Below are 18181 nucleotides of genomic sequence, written 5' to 3' on the forward strand. Positions count from 1 at the left end.
AATATCAGGTAAATACTCATCGAAATCAAACAATTAACACTATCGCGAGAATTTTTGCGTTAAGATTTTATTAATTTTGAAAGCTTAACCAATCATCATGAAAAAAATTACCCCCTTACTATTGCTTTTGCTTGCTACCTCAACCTTTGCCCAGGGTGAGGCAAACAACTGGTTTTTTGGCCTTGGCGGAGGCATCCAGTTTTCTGCGGATGGCACTGTTTCACCGCTTTTTGGCGGACAGGTACAAACCAATGAGGGGTGCAGCACCATATCTGATGCTGATGGTAATTTATTATTTTATACAGACGGGCGAAATGTTTGGGACAGGAACCATATACTGATGCCCAACGGCAACTATGGTGCCGGAACAGGGCTTTTGGGCGACCCGTCGAGTACGCAGTCGGGGATAATAGTCCCTAAAAAGGGAGACCCTAATATTTACTATATTTTTACAGTAGATGAGCCCCACCATGAAAATGCCGCTGTTTACCCGGCGCAGTTTAACGGTGTTTATACTGACACCAACGCAGGCGTACCTGAACAGGATGACGGGTTTAACAATGGTTTTAATTACTCTGTGGTAGATTTATCTGTAACAGGAGCTAATGGCAGTATAGGTGATGTGGTTACCCGCAATGAGCCCTTGGTTACCTATGACCCGGCTAACATAGAACACCTGAAGTATAAGTGCTCGGAAAAAATCACGGCTGTAAAAAATTCAAACAATACCGGCTTTTGGGTTATCACACAATTTGTTGATTCTTTTTATGCTTTTGAAGTTACCGCTAATGGAGTAAACACAACACCTGTTGTTACCCAAATAGCGCCTAACATTCCAACATCAGGTTACAGGCGTAATGCCATAGGCTATTTAAAAGCTTCACCTAATGGCGAAATGCTCGCCATTGCCCATAACCAGATTGGTACATTTGCCGGTGGCGCTACCAATAACGGTACTGTTTACCTTTATAATTTTGATAACGCAACCGGTACAGTTAGCAACCCATTACAGTTAGCGAATAATATAAACCCATATGGGTTGGAATTTTCTAAGGAATCGCGGAAATTATATGTTACTTATGACACATCATTAGTTCAGTTTGACCTGGAGGCTGCCAACATACCAGCCTCAGAAGTATTTATTGCTTCTGTAGGCACCTCAACCGGATTACAATTGGGGCCAAACGGAAAAATTTACAGGTCGGCCATAGGCACAAACCTGCTTGATGTAATTAATGAACCTGATGAAAACGGACTTGCCTGCGACTTTGTTTCAGGAGGTGTCTCATTACCATTTTCAATGACATGTACATTTGGGTTGCCACCCTTTATAACCTCATTTTTATCCGCAAATATAGAATTTACCAATACCTGCTTTGGTGATGTTACAGAATTCAGCCTTGATGCGCTTGGCGATTTTGACTCTGTTGTATGGGATTTCGGCGATGGCGCTTCTTCTACAGATAATGCACCACAGCACCAATATGCGGCACCCGGAATTTATACCGTTATAGCTACCATAACAAAAGATCAAGAGGTATTTACGGCTACCAATGAGGTAACTATACATGTGGTACCTGTTGCCAATAATGCCCTAACACTAACCGAATGTGACCCTGACAATAATGGTGTTGCTACTTTTAACCTTACGGCTAACAACCAAAATATTCTCGGATTGCAAAATGCAACCGAATTTGAGGTTAAATATTATATCTCTCAGGAAAATGCTGATACCGATACTTCGGCAGTAAATGCTACTGCATTTGTAAACACCAGCAATCCGCAAACGCTATTTGCAAGGGTACAAAACCGTGCTAACAGGAGCTGCTTTTCAACCACTTCATTTTCTGTAGCGGTTTCTAACACACCTGTACTTAACGGCAACAGCTTTGATATTTGTGATGATGCTGCCGACGGAGATAACACAAACGGTCAGGCAGAGTTTGCACTTGATGGTGTAACCGCTGCGCTGGTTCAGGACACAGTTAACTTCAGTACAGCTTATTATACAACACAGGCAAACGCACAGGCACAAACCAATGCGCTGGGTCAGACTTTCTATAACACGGTTCCCAATCAGCAGGTTATTTTCGCGCGTGTTGTAAATAATACCAATGCTGACTGTTTTTCTATTACGCCGATTACGCTGAATGTAATTGCATTGCCACCGGTTGTAAACAATGCCTTTTTAGTACAGTGCGACCTGGGTGTAGCTCCGGATGGCATTACAAAGTTTAACCTTACCGAAGCTGACAGCCAGTTTACTAATGGCGATCCTGACCTGGAAACGGCTTATTACGCCACAGAAGCAGATGCCGAAAATGATATAAATGAAATTACAGGTAGCTATACCAATACATCGAACCCGCAAACGGTTTGGGTAAGGGTAACCAACAACCAGACAGGATGCCACAGGGTGCTTCCGTTGCTGCTACAGGCTACGGTAAATACTTCGCCTGCAATAGTACTGGAAACGTGCGATGATGACGGTACAGAAGACGGCTTGCACTTTTTTGACCTTATCGAGGCCGGTATTGAAGACGGTGTACAAACTGTTGTATATTATGCCAATGCTACAGATGCGCTTTTAGAGCAAAATGCGATTGATACTGATTATACCAATGTTACACCATATCAGCAGAGTGTATATGCACGTATAGAAAACAATAATGAATGTACACTGCTTCAGGAAATAAAGCTTATTGTATTCGCATTACCGGATATAGATATTGAAGATGAGGCTATTGTTTGTAACAACACACAGGATTTTATAATATTAACAAGCGGTATAAATGTAAATCCGTCCCAATACAGCTATTTATGGTCTAACGGAGCAACAACAAACAATATAATGATAAACCAGCCGGGCGTTTATACTGTGATGGTTACTAACATTAATGGTTGCGAGAAGTTGCGGACTATTACCGTTGCACCATCTGATGTGGCTGTTATAGATGATATAATTGTAGAGGACCTAAGAGACAACAATACCATAACTGTAGAGGTTTCACCAACAGGAGGTGTAAATACTACCTACTTTTACAGCCTTGACCTGCCGGAAGGCCCGTTTACGGAATCTAATGTTTTTGAAAATGTAACTCCGGGAATCCATACGGTTTATGTATATGACACGAACGGATGCGGTATAGTACAACAGGAAGTAGCTGTACTGGCTATACCTAAATTCTTTACCCCCAACGGAGACGGTACTAATGAATTTTGGAATGTTATCGGGATAAAATCGGAATTGTATGAAAACAGTCGCATTTATATTTTTGACAGGTATGGCAAGTTTATAGCCGGTGTTAATCCGTTAAGCCCGGGTTGGGATGGCACCTACAACGGCAACAAGCTACCTGCCACCGATTACTGGTATGTAGTAAACCTGCAGGACGGGCGAACTGTAAAAGGCCATTTTAGTATGGTAAGGTAAGAGAAAAGATTTTACCAATAATTCGCAGGTTGTAAGATTAAATCATTATTTTAGTAGGGTATTGCTGTTTTAAACTGTTAAACAGAGATAGTAAAAACCAAACCTGAAAATTATGACAAACAACTACCTCAAAAAATTATTAGTAAAATCTGCTCTATTTGCACTTATAGTGCCTTTTTGTGCAAATGCACAAGACCCATACACAGTAGAATCTATCCCGTATCAGGTTTATGAAGGAAACCTGCCTATCCAGCATACTACAGATGATGTATATACGGATGTGATGGATTTGCCCTTTAATTTTACGTATTACGGTAATACCTATAACCAGTTTCTTGTAAGTACTAACGGTTATATCGATTTCCGGACCGACCTCGTAGATGAATGGTCACCTTATGCACTGAATATGCCTATTCCGGCGGGCAACTTCCCTGTAAAAAATTCGATATTGGGTTGTTACCACGATATGGATAACAGTGATGTTGGTGGAAACGGCACTATAACATGGTCTGTTACAGGTGATGCACCATACCGTAAAGCTGTATTTCTTTATACTGACCAACCGCATTATGGTGCAACTTGTAACACAACTACAAGTACATTCCAGATCATCATATATGAAACTATTAATTATATAGATGTACAAATAACTAAAAAGGGACTTTGCACTTCATGGCAGGAAGGTAATGCGCTTGTAGGGCTTATTAACAGTACGGGGCTTGAAGCTATTGCAGCACCGGGAAGAAATACAGGCGCATGGGAAGTTGCCCTTGGCGAAGGTGAAGGATGGCGTTTTAAGCCTTTTGCAGAGCCGCAGTACCGTTACATTAAGTGTGATGAAGATACTGACGGTATAGAAGCTTTTGATTTTTCTGTAATAGAAGCTGACCTTTCTGCTTCGGCAGTTTTTTATCTTACTGAAGCCGATGCTGAACAACAGGTAAATCCTCTTTCTGGTACGTCTTATACAAATACTGTTGCGTTTGAAGATACTATATTGTATGCAAATGTAAATGGTATTGTATTACCGGTAACACTTAGCATGGTAGATTGCAGCCTGCTATTTGATAACGATAATGTAGCTGCTCTTGATGAAGACCTGAACAATGATGGCAACCTTGCCAACGACGACACCGATGGTGACGGCATTCCTGACTTTGCTGATAACGATGATGACGGTGATTTAGTGCTTACAAGCCTGGAGTACGTATTCGGCAGAAATACAACTGATGGTTATCTTGATACCGATAATGATGGTATTCCTGATTATCTTGATAATGATGATGATAACGATGGTGTACTTACTGTTGATGAAGATTATAACCACAACGGTGATGCCTCTGATGATGATACTAATGGCAATTCAATTCCTGATTACTTGGAGGCAGCGGTTGCACTTGGCGTTGATGCAGTACCGGCTCTTTCGAAGAATATAAGCCTCTACCCTAACCCGGCAACAGACATATTGAACATTAGCAATGCCACAGGAAAAGTAATTTCTGAAATTGCCGTATACTCAGTTAATGGTGTTAAGGTGAAACAAATTACAGAAGGTAACAGTGTTAATGTGAATGACCTTCAGAGCGGGCTGTACTTAGTACAGGTTAAAGTAGAAAACCAGATACTTAATTATAAGTTCATTAAGAAATAAAGATATGCCAGGATAGCCTTAAAACAACAAACCCCACGCAGTGCGTGGGGGTTGTTGTTTTAAGCACTCTAATATTATCTTATTGAACAGCCTTCTTTACTGCGCGGCGCAAAGAGCGCATCATTCCTTCACTAAAGCCTATATCAGCTTTAACCAGGTTTCCCTCTTTATCATATAAAAGCGTAGTAGGAAAACCTTCCACATTAAATAATTTATAAAGCAACACTTTTGTTTTAAAAGTAGAGCGGTAATTAGCTTTTTTATAAGTAAAATAATCGGCTGCATCTTCCTGAATGTCAAAATCATTCACACCAATTATAACAAGTTCATCTTTAAACTCTTCCTGCAATTCAATAAGGTGCGGCACTGCCTTTAAGCATGGGTAGCACCCCCTGTACCAAAAATCCAACAAAACTACTTTACCCTTCAGGTCGTTTAGATTCAAAGAATCTCCGTCTTGCAGTTTAATCTCTATGTCGGGCAACGTTTTAGGCGCATTTTTAGTCTGTGCATATACAGTAAAAGGGGTTACTGTAGCCATCAGCACGCAAAACAAAATTATAATCCTGTGTTTATTTTTCATCTTGTATCTAAATTACTACTCAACTGCTGTTGCTTTCCGTTGAAATTCTTTAAATCTTTCCTCCGCATTTATGTTTTCATTATCACGAACAGTAAATGCTTCCTCGGGTATATCAGGGTTAAGTGCCAAATATTCCACTTCATAATATATATATTGTTCCATATTCTCAAATTTCATTGTAGAATAATAAGCAACCGGTAAGTAATCAGATTTCCGTATATAATGTTTTACAACCGCATCTCTGTAATCTTCAGTATCCTGATAGTGAATTTCAAGTATATACACAGGTTCATCATTTAAAACTTCTTCTTCAATTTTAATCATACCGGCAGATGCCTTATACCTCATAAAAGGTTTTTTTTCGGAAAAATATTCCTGCAGCAGCATATTCGAATAATTCTGTACTATGGCCCTCACTTCACGTTTCTTAGTATATATATCTGGTGGCATTCCTGTATTGAGAGAGTCAAGATTGAAATATGTAACCCATAGCGCTTTTTTTCCATCATACTTGCGATGCCCGTAAGTATGGCCTTCCGCACCTTTATATTCTATATCTAAAATATTATAAGCTTTAAATTTGTCTTTCGGGGCTATTAGTAAAGAGCATATTGCAGTTTCCTGTATTGTATCTCTTTTCGAAAAATATTTATTTTTACGATCCATTTTGTACACTACCGTACTGATATTACTGACAGCATTGTCAATTTTTTGTAGTATTTCTATAGCCTCAGTTTCCTTAATCTGAGCGTTGCAATAAGAAGTTGCTGTAAGAAATACTATTACTAAATTGATTACAAGAAAATATGTATGTTTCATAATTATAATATTGGATTTGCCAAATATAATTTTTTTAATAATATCGTGTAACAAAAAATCCCCACGCATTGCGTGGGGATTTTTTGTTAATTTATAAACTCGAATTACGCTATTTTATAACGTTTCCTGTCATTTTCATTAAGGTATATCTTACGGAGGCGAAGGCTCTTAGGCGTAACCTCTACATATTCATCTTTCTGGATATATTCCAGCGCTTCTTCAAGAGAGAATTTAATGGCCGGGATAATCCTTGCTTTATCATCAGCTCCTGATGAACGCACGTTGGTTAGCTTCTTGGTTTTGGTTACGTTAACCACCATATCGTCACCACGTGAGTTTTCGCCGATAACCTGGCCTTCATAGATATCCTCGTTAGGATCTACAAAGAACTTACCGCGATCCTGTAGTTTATCGATAGAATAAGGTATAGCCTTACCGTTTTCCATAGAGATAAGCGAACCGCTTAAACGTCCCGGTATTTCGCCTTTAAACGGCTGGTACTCCAGGAAGCGGTGCGACATGATAGCCTCACCCGCAGTAGCGGTAAGCAACTGGTTCCTTAAACCGATAATACCTCTTGAAGGGATAAGGAACTTAACAATCATACGCTCGCCTTTAGGTTCCATGCTCAGCATTTCACCTTTACGCACAGTTACAAACTCAACCGCACGGCCCGAAAGATTTTCAGGAAGGTCTATAGTAAGTTCTTCTACTGGCTCACACTTAACGCCGTCTATCTCTTTAATAATAACCTGCGGCTGGCCTATTTGCAGTTCGTAGCCTTCCCTCCTCATCGTTTCTATAAGTACCGATAAGTGAAGTACACCACGGCCAAATACCATAAATTTATCGGCACTGTCTGTTTCGTTAACACGAAGCGCAAGGTTCTTTTCAAGCTCTTTGTTAAGCCTGTCTTTAATGTGCCTTGATGTTACAAACTTACCTTCTTTACCAAAAAATGGTGAATCGTTTATAGTGAAAAGCATACTCATTGTAGGCTCATCTATAGCAATAGTAGCAAGTGCTTCAGGGTTTTCAAAATCAGCAACAGTATCACCAATCTCGAAACCTTCAAGGCCTACAAGCGCACAAATATCACCTGCATGTACTTCTGCCACTTTTTTACGGCCAAGGCCCTCAAAAGTGTGAAGTTCTTTAATCTTACTCTTTATTATTTTACCGTCGCGCTTAACAAGTGATATGTTCATACCCTCTTTAAGCACTCCCCTTTGCAGGCGGCCAATAGCTATACGCCCGGTAAAGCTGCTAAAGTCAAGTGACGTAATAAGCATCTGCGGCGTACCTTCAGAAACTTTAGGAGCAGGTATATGCTCCAGCACCATATCAAGAAGCGGCTCTATATTTTCTGTCTTTTGCTTGTAGTCGGTGCTCATCCAGTTTTGCTTGGCAGAACCATAAACAGTTGGGAAGTCTAACTGCCACTCTTCAGCGCCAAGCTCAAACATAAGGTCAAAAACTTTTTCATGCACTTCTTCAGGAGTACAGTTTTCTTTATCTACCTTATTAACTACAACACATGGCTTAAGGCCAAGGTCAATCGCTTTTTGCAGTACAAAACGGGTTTGCGGCATAGGCCCTTCAAACGCGTCCACCAAAAGCAGTACGCCATCAGCCATGTTAAGCACACGCTCTACCTCGCCGCCAAAGTCGGCGTGGCCCGGGGTATCTATAATATTAATTTTTGTTCCTTTATAGGTAACAGAAACGTTTTTAGAGGTAATGGTAATACCCCTTTCGCGCTCTAAGTCATTGTTATCCAATATAAGGTCGCCCGTATTTTCGTTTTCACGGAAAAGCTGGCAGTGGTACATAATTTTGTCAACCAGTGTAGTTTTACCGTGGTCAACGTGTGCAATAATTGCAATGTTTCTAATGGACGTCATCTCTCTTTTTTTGAAGCCGCAAAAATACACTTTATTTCCGTAAAAAAAACATTAACTATTAAGGGTTTAGCATTTCTTAACAACATCCTCAGCAAGATTTAATCCTGCCGCAACACAACCTGTAGCACAGAAAAGGAAAACCACCTAACAACCACCTAATCAAAAACTTTTGCCAAAAAAGACAATCGTTAAAAAATAATCAATATATTTGTTTAATCTTTTTACATAAACAATGAACAACGTAAAATCCAAATTCAATATTCGCGACCTGGAAAATCTTTCAGGCATTAAAGCGCATACAATACGCATTTGGGAGAAGCGGTATAACATACTGGAGCCTATGCGTACCGAAACCAACATCAGGTACTATGATATTGAAAACCTGCAGAAGCTGCTCAACATAACCACTTTACACAATTTTGGTTATAAGATCTCGGCAATATCTAAAATGCCTGAAGAAAAACTACCGGTATTGGTTAAAGAGATATTAAGCAACAAAAGCATGGCCAACCATGTGCTTAACAACTTTAAGCTTGCCATGATGAATTTTGACCAGTCACTTTTCCTTAACACATACAACACGGTTTTACAGGAAAAGTCTTTCAGGGAAATATTTTATGAGTTTTTTATACCGTTGTTAGGCGAAATAGGTTTTTTATGGCAAACAAACACCATATCGCCTGCCCATGAGCATTTTATCAGCTTCCTTATAAAACAAAAACTGGCCTCTAATATAGAGAAACTTTTATTAGAGCCACCACGCAGGCACGACCGTATATTTATACTCTATCTCCCTATGAATGAGATACATGAGCTTGGGCTTATGTTCATCAATTATGAATTGGCGCTTAATGGTTATAAGTCCATCTTTTTAGGTGAAAGCGTTCCGTTGGAAAGCCTTAAAGATGTAAAGAAGTATTTTGACAACATAACTTTTGTAACTTACATGACTGTAGAGCCGGCCATGGATCAGGTAAATGACTATATTGATGAATTAAAACAAGAAGTAATGAATGATAACGAAACCCAGCTATATATATTTGGGCGTATAGGGCAATTCATTCAGGAAGACAAGTTAAACGAAAGGATAAGAATTTTCGACACTATAGAAAACTTCAGCCTGCAACTCTAATTAACATTTGTTTACAACAAAATTGTTGAACAAATATTTATTTTTGATAAACAAAATGAATAAAACAGTAAAAATAATAGGTTCAGGATTTTCGTCGCTTGCTGTTGCATGCTATTTAGCACAAAGCGGGCATGATGTTACCATATACGAAAAAAATGCTACCATCGGCGGACGGGCACGCCAGTTAAAACGTGATGGCTTTACATTTGATATGGGTCCTACCTGGTACTGGATGCCGGATGTATTTGAACGTTTTTTTGCTGATTTTGGTAAAAAGCCATCGGATTATTATAACCTGATAAAGCTTTCGCCTGCGTACCGAGTTTACTTTGCCGGGCATGATTATGTTGATATTGCAGCCAATCCCGAAAAAATTATAAAAACCTTTGAAAGCATTGAACCCGGCAGCGGGGAAGCCCTGCAACAATTTCTTGATGAGGCTAAAAGCAATTATGATATTGCCATAAAAGACCTTGTTTACAGGCCCGGAGAGAGTCCGCTGGAGTTGGTTACCGCAAAGACAATGATGAAGCTGGGGCAGTTTTTCGGGAATATATCAAAAGATGTCCGCAAGCGCTTTAAAAACAAAAAACTGGTACAGATATTAGAATTCCCGGTACTTTTTTTAGGGGCAAAGCCTTCAGATACTCCATCTTTTTATAACTTTATGAACTACGCTGATTTCGGGCTGGGCACATGGCACCCCGAAGGCGGTATGTACAGTGTTATAAAAGGCATGGTAACACTGGCAACATCGCTCGGCGTAAAAATGGTTACCAACGCTGCAATAGATAAAATTGGGGTAGAAAACGGTAATGCTTCGTGGCTGATTGCCAACGGCGAAAAAATTGAAGCCGACCTTATTGTAAGCGGAGCCGATTACCACCACACCGAAACGCTGCTTGATGAACAATACAGGAATTACAGTGAAAGCTACTGGGAGAAACGCACATTTGCACCTTCTTCGCTCCTGTTTTATGTTGGGTTTGACAAAAAGATTGAAAACACTGAGCACCACACGCTGTTCTTTGATACTGATTTTGACATACACGCAAAAGATATTTATGATAACCCGAGATGGCCTGACGAACCTTTGTTTTATGCAAGTTTTCCGTCTAAAACTGATGCCGATGCCGCACCCGAAGGTAAGGAAGCAGCTATATTTTTAATACCGCTGGCACCGGGAATAGAGGACACGGCAGAGCTTAGGGAAAAATATTTTGAAAAAATAATGGCCCGCCTTGAATCGCTAACCGGGCAAGCTGTAAAACAGCATATCATCTTTAAAGAATCGTTTTGCGTAAATGATTTTATAGAAGATTACAATTCATATAAAGGCAATGCTTACGGGCTTGCCAACACATTGCTGCAAACGGCCTTTTTAAGGCCCAAGCTTAAAAGCCCGAAAGTTAAAGGGCTTTATTTTACCGGTCAGCTAACCGTGCCCGGGCCTGGTGTACCGCCTGCCCTGATTTCGGGAAAACTATCAGCCGGATTAATTGCAAAGCAACTAACAAAAGAACCACAAGTAACCGTAAAACAAACACTATGAAATCAATTTTCGACCACATCTCTAACGAAAGCTGCAGGAGCATAACGCGCGCCTACAGTACTTCGTTTTCGGCAGCGGTGCGCATGCTCAGCCCGCGGATAAGGCAGGACATATACAACATTTACGGATTTGTAAGGCTTGCCGATGAAATAGTGGATACCTTTCACGATTATGATAAGGAGCAGCTTTTTGCCCTGTTTGAAAATGATATGGATAACGCCCTTCGTGACGGCATAAGCCTCAACCCGGTGCTGAATGCATTTCAGCATACAGTGGCAAAATACCAGATACCGAGGCACCTTATAGACAGCTTTATGAAAAGCATGAGGGCTGATCTTTATAAAAAAGAGTATAAGAATGTTGCAGAATATAATGAGTACATTTACGGTTCGGCAGATGTGGTTGGTTTAATGTGCCTTAAAGTGTTTACGGGTAATGATGAGGCAAAATATGAGCAATTGAAGGAACCCGCAATGCGATTAGGTTCTGCATTCCAGAAGATTAATTTTTTACGTGACCTTAAAGATGATACCGAAGGACTTGACAGGAATTATTTCCCGGCGTTGAACCTTCAGGAAATGGATGATAACATAAAAAGGCAGATAATTGAAGAAATTGAAGCTGACCTAAATGAAGGCTTTAAAGGGATAATAATGCTGCCTGCAGAAGCAAAGTTTGGGGTATATACTGCTTATGTGTATTACAAAAAGCTGCTTAAAAAACTAAAGAATACCCCACCATTAAAAATAAGGTCTACACGCATACGCGTACCGGACTACCAAAAGCTGGGGCTGCTTGCAAAATGCTACTTAGACTGCCGTTTTAACTTTGTTTAAAAATATAATTATGTGGATTTATATACTGGTTTTTGTGCTTACCTTTTTTATGATGGAGTTTATGGCGTGGTTTACGCATAAATATGTTATGCATGGTTTCTTGTGGAGCCTGCACAAAGACCATCACCGCAAAGACCACGAATCCTGGTTTGAGCGCAACGACACCTTTTTTATCTTTTATGCTTTGGTAAGTATCGGCTTCTTCCTGCTTTGGAAAAATAATATACTGGATATAGGCCTTGCAATCGGGCTCGGCATTTTTGCTTACGGGCTTACTTATTTTTTAGTGCATGACATTTTTATACACCAGCGCTTCAAAATATTCAGGAATGCCAATAACCGTTATGCAAAAGCACTGAGAAGGGCTCATAAAATGCACCACAAACATTTGGGCAAAGGTGACGGAGAATGTTTTGGTATGCTTATAGTGCCATGGAAGTATTATAAAGAAGCGAAATAATGATCGTGGAAAAAGGTAAACAACAGGTTGAGAAACTCCCTAAAAATAAGGGTGGCTACTTTTACCTGACCGTTGATGCCGCTACTGTTGAAAAACTACCCGACAAAAAGAAAACAAGGCTTATCTGCACGCTTGATGATAAACTGGTTTTAAGGTGTGGTCTTAACCACCTGGGTGACGGCAATTACTTTATAATAATTAGTGGTAAGCACATGAAAACGCTTAACAAGCAGGCTGGTGACATCGTTCAATATGCTATTGAGCCCGACCCCGATCCTCTTGGTGTTGAAATTCCTGAAGTACTTGAAGCACTCCTTGCACAAGATGATGAAGCCAAAAAAAGGTTTGATGCCTTTACTCCCGGTAAAAAGAGAACGCTCATTTACAGTATGGCACGCATAAAAGATATTGACAAACAGGTGCAAACTGCAATAAACATCTTAAACGGCACCCATAACCTTTACAAACGCTGAAACTTATATAAAAGTAAAATGGCTGTATCAATCATTAGTCGATACAGCCATTTTTTGTGATTAAGATAATTACTGTTTGGTAACCATCATATCCTGTATGGGTTTGAACTGCTCGAGGTTAAGGTTCCCTTTTTGTAACAGTTCTATCATCTGTAGAGCATGGTTTGGGCTCATATTATCTCCTAATACCCTTACCACTCCAAAACCGTTTTGCTCCTGGTGCATAAAGAGCACAAATTCGTCTATGTCATCATTTTCGCCAACGGTATGTACAGACACCCCTGCCTTGTTTGAGCCAAAATGCATCAGCTCATCATACTGCTCATCGTTAAGAAGCTCCTTTACATTTTTCTTTTCCTTTTCATATTGCGCAGTATTGGTACCCAATGAATCTTTTTGAAAGAACAGCACATTCAGCTTTTTAACCGACTCTAAAGCGGCCCTTTCATCAGCAGAAAGCTTTATACTGTCAGACTTCAGCAGGTTTGGCGCAATGTCAATAGTCATAAAGTGCTTTTGTTCAGAGTGCTCTACAAAATATTTTTGCAGTGATGGCTCATTACTACACGATGTTAAAAGTGTTACAAACAAACCTGCAACTAAAACAATTATCCTCATTGTTACGATTTTTTAGATGCCTTGCGCAGTTCTGTACCGCCCGGCAGATTCATTTTATCAGTTAGTACAGAAAGTTCACCCAAGTCAAAATTACCGGTAAGCGACATCAGTACCGTATCATCTTTACCCCCGTCTATAAACATAAGCAGTTCTAACACCTGAGACGATTTAGCCCCCGATTTTACATATATCTTAATAGTCCTGCCACTGTCATTAACGCGCATAAGTTCTTCCAGCGGGTACTTTTTAAGGTAAGAGCTAACAGTTGCCCTCATATCTGCCACCGCTTTGGCATCTGTAGTGGTAAATACTTTAAGGTTGTCCAGCTTTTTAACAAGGCTAAGATATTGCTGGGCCTCTTTATCTTTGGCATCCAGCTTTACATTGCCCATAAGCTCAAACATCTTTTTGTTTACAATAACCGCAGTTACCCCGTCTTTACCGTCAAACTTATCAAAAGCTGACTGTGCCGAAAGCAATACAGGCATCATCATAATTGTCAGTACAAATAATATCTTCTTCATTTTTATGTATATACAACCTGTTGCCAGGTATTAATTAGTAGTTGTTTTTTTATTTTTAAGGCTTATATCGCCCACAAATGTTACAAGGACAACTTCGTTCTCTTTGGCATCTTTAGAAAGCAAAAGTAATTCTTTAATATCAGATGGCTCTGTGCCCGATACTGTATAAATTTTTACATTTTTGCCATCGCTGTTTACGCTCATCAGTTCGTCCATGCGCTTCTTTTTAAGATAAGAAGCTACAGTAGTTTCCATCTCCATTGCATATTGCCTGTCTTTGGTGGTAAATACCCTCAGGCTTTCCATAGACTTTACGTTATCAAGATAACCCTTAGCCTCTTCCGTGCCGGAGATTTCTATATTACCCAATATATCCATTAACTTCTCCCTGATAATTACAGAATCTATTCCGTCTTTATCTTCAAACTGGTCAAATTCTTTTTGTGCAAAGCCCAATAAAGGCATAGCAGCCAATACGGCGGTAATTATAAATTTTTTCATTTCTTCTTGCTTTTTGATTTTTGATTGTGATGATCTTTAAAAATTTTTTCTTTTGTTTTTTCATATTCGCCAAGGTAGCCCATGCCTGCAACACCAACATTTACGTTGCTGGAAAGCATGTTAAGCGCCTTTTGCGTTTCCCTGAAGGCTACTTCAGGATCGTCATAAGTGCCAAGCGCGCCGGATGGTTCCGGCTGCCTGTTAAGCAGGGCAATCAGCCCCGAAAGCAATACAAAACCTGCCGCTGCCGATAACCACGCTACTTTACGTCTTTTAGTTTTTAATGGTACGGTTCTTTCAAATTTTTGTGTTGCCTCTCCGGCAAAATATCCGAACATTGGCCTGTACTGCTCCAGATGCGGCGCCACATCGGCAGAAGAAAAATAAGCTTTCAGCACATTTTCTTCGGCAGTACTGGTTTCTGCTTCAAAATATTTATCCAGTAGTATTTCAATTGCTTTTAATTCCATAGCTGTGTTTTTTGGTGAGTTCTTCCCTTATTGCTTTCCTTGCTCTCGAAAGTGCGACTCTAACCGCCGTTTCGTTCATATCCATCATCTTTGCAATTTCCTCAAATTCATACTGCTCTATATCCCTTAGCTGCACAATTATCTTTTGTTGTTCCGGCAGCTCGTCCATAATCTTTTCTACCCAGTTCCAGCTGTCCCGGTCTTCAGCCTGCTGCTGCAAACCGGCATCTCTGTCTGTATAGTTAGAATGCACAATCCGCATTTCTGTGGCACGCTTGCTTTTTAGCTGGTCCAGGCAGTAATTCTTGGTTATGGTTACCGCCAGTGCCTCTACACTATTATAGCTTTTAAGCTTGCCCCTGTTATTCCATAACCGTACCAAAACCTCCTGTGTGGCATCTTCAGCCTCTTCGGTACTAACCAACAGCCTTTTTGCCAGGCGGAATAACCTGTCTTTAAAAGGGTTTATGGTTTTTATGAATTCTGACTGATTCATCTGCGGGTGGTTTGTTACCGGTTTATAATAGCAAGACGAGGCATGTATTTTTTTGTTACATGTTACATTAAAAATATTAAATTTACGTTCTTATTAAGAAACTAATAATTGCATTTAATGAAAAAGATACGAATATTGTTGGCAGCACTGGTGGTTTCGGCACTCGCCTTTCAGGGGTGCGAAGACATGGATGACAATGCGGTACCTGTTAACGATTTTATTTGGAAAGGGCTTAACCTGTACTACCTGTGGCAGCCCGAAGTACCAGAACTGGCAGACGACCGTTTTGCAAACCAGGCACAGCTAAATGACTACCTTGAAGGCTTTTCTTCTCCTGAATCTTTATTTAATAACCTGCTTTACCAGCGTGGTGTGATAGACCGCTTCAGCGTAATCTTTTCGGATTACCGGGTGCTCGAAAATGCTTTGCAGGGGGTGGTTAAAAGTAATGGTGTAGAGTTTGGGCTTGTATACTACCCGAACAGCGAAACACAGATTTTCGGTTACGTGAGATACATACTGCCGGAATCGGATGCGGCAGGTAAAGACATACAACGCGGCGATATTTTTTATGCTGTAGATGGCACTGCGCTTAATGTAGATAATTATCAGTCGTTACTCAGCAGGGATACCTATACGCTTAACCTTGCTACCTATAACGGTGGTAACATTACACCAACAGACGAATCGGTAACACTTACAAAAACCGAGTATGCCGAGAATCCTGTATATACTACCAATGTAGTTACGGAAGACGAGAATGTTATCGGCTACCTGATGTATAACGGCTTTTTCAGTAATTATGATGATGAGCTTAATGCTGCCATAGGCCAGCTAAAAGCGCAGGGCATTAATGAGCTTGTGCTTGACCTAAGGTATAACTCGGGTGGTTCGGTTAGGACTGCGACTTATCTTGCCAGTATGATTACCGGGCAGTTTAACGGCGACCTTTTTGCACAGGAGCAATGGAACCCTAAATTGCAGGCTTATTTCCAGGATGAAAATCCTGCAGCTTTGCAGGATCGTTTTACCAATCAGCTGTCAAACGGCGCTGCCATTAATAATCTTAACCTTACTACTGTATACATACTTACCACCCGCTCTACAGCATCGGCGAGCGAGCTTATTATTAACTGCCTGAGGCCGTATATAGATGTTGTGGTTATTGGCGATGTAACAACCGGAAAAAATGTAGGCTCAGTTACATTGTATGACTCCCCTAACTTTTCAAAAAATAACGTTAGCGGCTCGCATACCTATGCTATGCAACCTATAGTATTAAGAATTAATAATGCCGAAGGCTTTGGCGAGTACAGTTCAGGCCTGGAACCTGATTTACTACTTAAGGAAGACTATGATAACCTTGGCGTATTGGGCAGCCCGGACGAACCATTATTTGCAGCAGCCATAAACATGATAAACGGAAACGGAAGGTTTGGCTTCTTCCCACAAAACCAAAACACAAAACTCTTTAAAGATTCTAAGAACATGAGGCGTTTTGGAACTGAAATGTATATAGAAGACACTCCTGCCGGAGGGCTTAACCTGTTGAAAGATTTACAGTAAATAATATGCATTAAAATTAAAAAACGGCTGCCAATGGCAGCCGTTTTTATTTCCTGCTGCTTTAGCAACAGGTATCTTAAACGCAACACTTAATCATTAAAATAGAAACCTGTAGGTGTAACCCCAACAGTATATGTTTTCTTCCATACACCCGCTAAAGAATATATTAGAACCTTACCATTAGAAGTATAATCTCCTGCATCACCAATATAAATTCTATCATCTTCCACTTCAAAAGCATATATGCCGTAAACGCCCTGATCTCCTATACTGAAAAGCGGTGCAGCAGGCAGGGTACTATCGGTAAGATTCATTACATATACATCAGAATCTATAGTATAATACAGCTTTTCATCTTCTATTACCATATTGGCCGGATGCGAAGTCTCTGCAAAATTGTAAGTAGCCGCTATACTGTTATCAGAAAGATTTATAACCGTTAGCCTGCCACCAGTTTCATCCCCTGAAAATACAGATTTTCCTTCGCTCATCACATACAGCTTTCCGTTTTCCTCTTCAACGGCATCGGGCACATCTCCTACTGTCAGGGTGGCTGCTAAAGTATTGTTTGCGGCATTAATCACACTAATTGTATTACCGTAACCATAGCCTCCTTTGTGGGCTACATACAGTTTGCCGTTTTCTTCAATAATACGCTCAGGGCCTTCAGCTACAGGTATAGTTGCAGTAACCGTGTTCGTAGAAAGGTCTATAACAGCGACAAAATCATCCTGAGTGTCAAAAGGGTCGCCCCAGTTGGTAACATATCCCCTGTTGTTTTCAAAAGCTATGTATCGCGGATTATCTAAACCACTGGTTATGGCAGTTAATCTCTCCATAGTGTAACGGTTAGCCACCTCTATCTTATGAGAGTTGTTTACCACTATATATGCATACTCGCCATTAAGGCCTATATCCTGCCCGGTATCACCTAAATCGGCATTATTTACAATGCTGAAGATATTATTTTGAAGTACATCATCTTTTGACAAAAATGAAATAGTGGAATTTCCCTGTTGGAAACCGCCTTCATTTAGTATAAGTACACCATTATCATAATTGCCTTTAGGCTCATCTGACGAAGAATCGTCATCGCTGCTACAGGAAACAAAGAACAAAGAACCTGCAAATGCCACTAATAAAAGTTTGTTGATTTTCATGTT

Annotated in this window: 17 protein-coding genes; 8 read left to right on the forward strand and 9 right to left on the reverse strand. The window is 40.2% G+C overall.

What is annotated here, in order from left to right; genetic code table 11:
• Positions 1-97 precede the first annotated feature (97 nt).
• The gene (locus KJK34_RS07655) at positions 98-3433 is read left to right on the forward strand and encodes an FIDD domain-containing protein (RefSeq protein WP_223053278.1); all 3336 of its coding nucleotides are present in this window, start codon (positions 98-100) and stop codon (positions 3431-3433) included.
• Positions 3434-3545: 112 nt separating this feature from the next.
• Positions 3546-5084, forward strand: a complete 1539-nt coding sequence (locus KJK34_RS07660; protein ID WP_223053279.1) for a T9SS type A sorting domain-containing protein — start codon at positions 3546-3548, stop codon at positions 5082-5084.
• A 79-nt stretch (positions 5085-5163) separates the two neighbouring features.
• On the opposite strand, the gene KJK34_RS07665 is transcribed toward KJK34_RS07660, so the two are convergent.
• The 3 genes from KJK34_RS07665 to typA form a co-directional block, all read right to left on the reverse strand.
• Entirely contained in the window at positions 5164-5667 is a 504-nt protein-coding gene (locus tag KJK34_RS07665; RefSeq protein WP_223053280.1) for a TlpA family protein disulfide reductase, read from the reverse strand.
• 15 nt (positions 5668-5682) lie between these two features.
• Positions 5683-6486: a hypothetical protein gene (locus tag KJK34_RS07670; protein WP_223053281.1), complete on the reverse strand. Its 804-nt coding sequence runs from the start codon at positions 6484-6486 to the stop codon at positions 5683-5685.
• 104 nt (positions 6487-6590) lie between these two features.
• A complete protein-coding gene (gene typA / locus KJK34_RS07675) occupies positions 6591-8390 on the reverse strand; it encodes a translational GTPase TypA (RefSeq protein ID WP_223053282.1) in 1800 nt (599 codons plus the stop codon).
• A gap of 232 nt (positions 8391-8622) precedes the next feature.
• Here typA and KJK34_RS07680 point away from each other — a divergent pair, with 232 nt between their 5' ends.
• From KJK34_RS07680 to KJK34_RS07700, 5 genes are read left to right on the forward strand one after another with little or no spacing between them, the layout of a single operon-like run.
• On the forward strand, positions 8623-9522 hold the full coding sequence (locus KJK34_RS07680; protein ID WP_223053283.1) for a MerR family transcriptional regulator: 900 nt from the start codon (positions 8623-8625) through the stop codon (positions 9520-9522).
• 55 nt (positions 9523-9577) lie between these two features.
• On the forward strand, positions 9578-11074 hold the full coding sequence (gene crtID, locus KJK34_RS07685; RefSeq protein WP_223053284.1) for a bifunctional phytoene desaturase/3,4-desaturase: 1497 nt from the start codon (positions 9578-9580) through the stop codon (positions 11072-11074).
• Entirely contained in the window at positions 11071-11910 is an 840-nt protein-coding gene (locus KJK34_RS07690; RefSeq protein ID WP_223053285.1) for a phytoene/squalene synthase family protein, read from the forward strand. Before crtID ends, KJK34_RS07690 begins: the two co-directional genes overlap by 4 nt.
• A gap of 10 nt (positions 11911-11920) precedes the next feature.
• A complete protein-coding gene (locus KJK34_RS07695; RefSeq protein ID WP_223053286.1) occupies positions 11921-12370 on the forward strand; it encodes a sterol desaturase family protein in 450 nt (149 codons plus the stop codon).
• On the forward strand, positions 12370-12843 hold the full coding sequence (locus KJK34_RS07700; protein WP_236937611.1) for a YdeI/OmpD-associated family protein: 474 nt from the start codon (positions 12370-12372) through the stop codon (positions 12841-12843). Before KJK34_RS07695 ends, KJK34_RS07700 begins: the two co-directional genes overlap by 1 nt.
• 69 nt (positions 12844-12912) lie before the next feature.
• On the opposite strand, the gene KJK34_RS07705 is transcribed toward KJK34_RS07700, so the two are convergent.
• Genes KJK34_RS07705 through KJK34_RS07725 form a run of 5 tightly spaced genes read right to left on the reverse strand, consistent with a single transcriptional unit; the run spans position 12913 to position 15452 of the window.
• Positions 12913-13461 carry a GFO_1091 family lipoprotein gene (locus KJK34_RS07705; RefSeq protein WP_223053287.1) on the reverse strand — a complete coding sequence of 183 codons (549 nt, stop codon included), beginning with the start codon at positions 13459-13461 and terminating at the stop codon, positions 12913-12915.
• A 2-nt stretch (positions 13462-13463) separates the two neighbouring features.
• Positions 13464-13985, reverse strand: a complete 522-nt coding sequence (locus KJK34_RS07710; RefSeq protein ID WP_223053288.1) for a GFO_1090 family protein — start codon at positions 13983-13985, stop codon at positions 13464-13466.
• A gap of 30 nt (positions 13986-14015) precedes the next feature.
• Positions 14016-14486, reverse strand: a complete 471-nt coding sequence (locus tag KJK34_RS07715; RefSeq protein WP_223053289.1) for a DUF4252 domain-containing protein — start codon at positions 14484-14486, stop codon at positions 14016-14018.
• Positions 14483-14956 carry a PG0215 family putative anti-sigma factor gene (locus tag KJK34_RS07720; protein WP_223053290.1) on the reverse strand — a complete coding sequence of 158 codons (474 nt, stop codon included), beginning with the start codon at positions 14954-14956 and terminating at the stop codon, positions 14483-14485. The genes KJK34_RS07715 and KJK34_RS07720 overlap by 4 nt, the downstream gene beginning before the upstream one ends.
• Positions 14937-15452: a GFO_1088 family ECF-type sigma factor gene (locus KJK34_RS07725; RefSeq protein WP_223053291.1), complete on the reverse strand. Its 516-nt coding sequence runs from the start codon at positions 15450-15452 to the stop codon at positions 14937-14939. The genes KJK34_RS07720 and KJK34_RS07725 overlap by 20 nt, the downstream gene beginning before the upstream one ends.
• Positions 15453-15569: 117 nt before the next feature.
• On the opposite strand from KJK34_RS07725, the gene KJK34_RS07730 reads away from it, so the two are divergent.
• Positions 15570-17018, forward strand: coding sequence for a GFO_1087 family putative carboxy terminal peptidase (locus KJK34_RS07730; protein WP_223053292.1), 1449 nt, complete (start codon positions 15570-15572; stop codon positions 17016-17018).
• Positions 17019-17107: 89 nt separating this feature from the next.
• Here the strand turns inward: KJK34_RS07730 and KJK34_RS07735 are convergent, their stop codons facing one another.
• A complete protein-coding gene (locus KJK34_RS07735; protein WP_223053293.1) occupies positions 17108-18178 on the reverse strand; it encodes a YncE family protein in 1071 nt (356 codons plus the stop codon).
• Positions 18179-18181 lie beyond the last annotated feature (3 nt).

It is taken from the genome of Flavobacterium coralii (assembly GCF_019891545.1).
In the GTDB taxonomy this organism is placed as follows: domain Bacteria; phylum Bacteroidota; class Bacteroidia; order Flavobacteriales; family Flavobacteriaceae; genus Flavobacterium; species Flavobacterium coralii.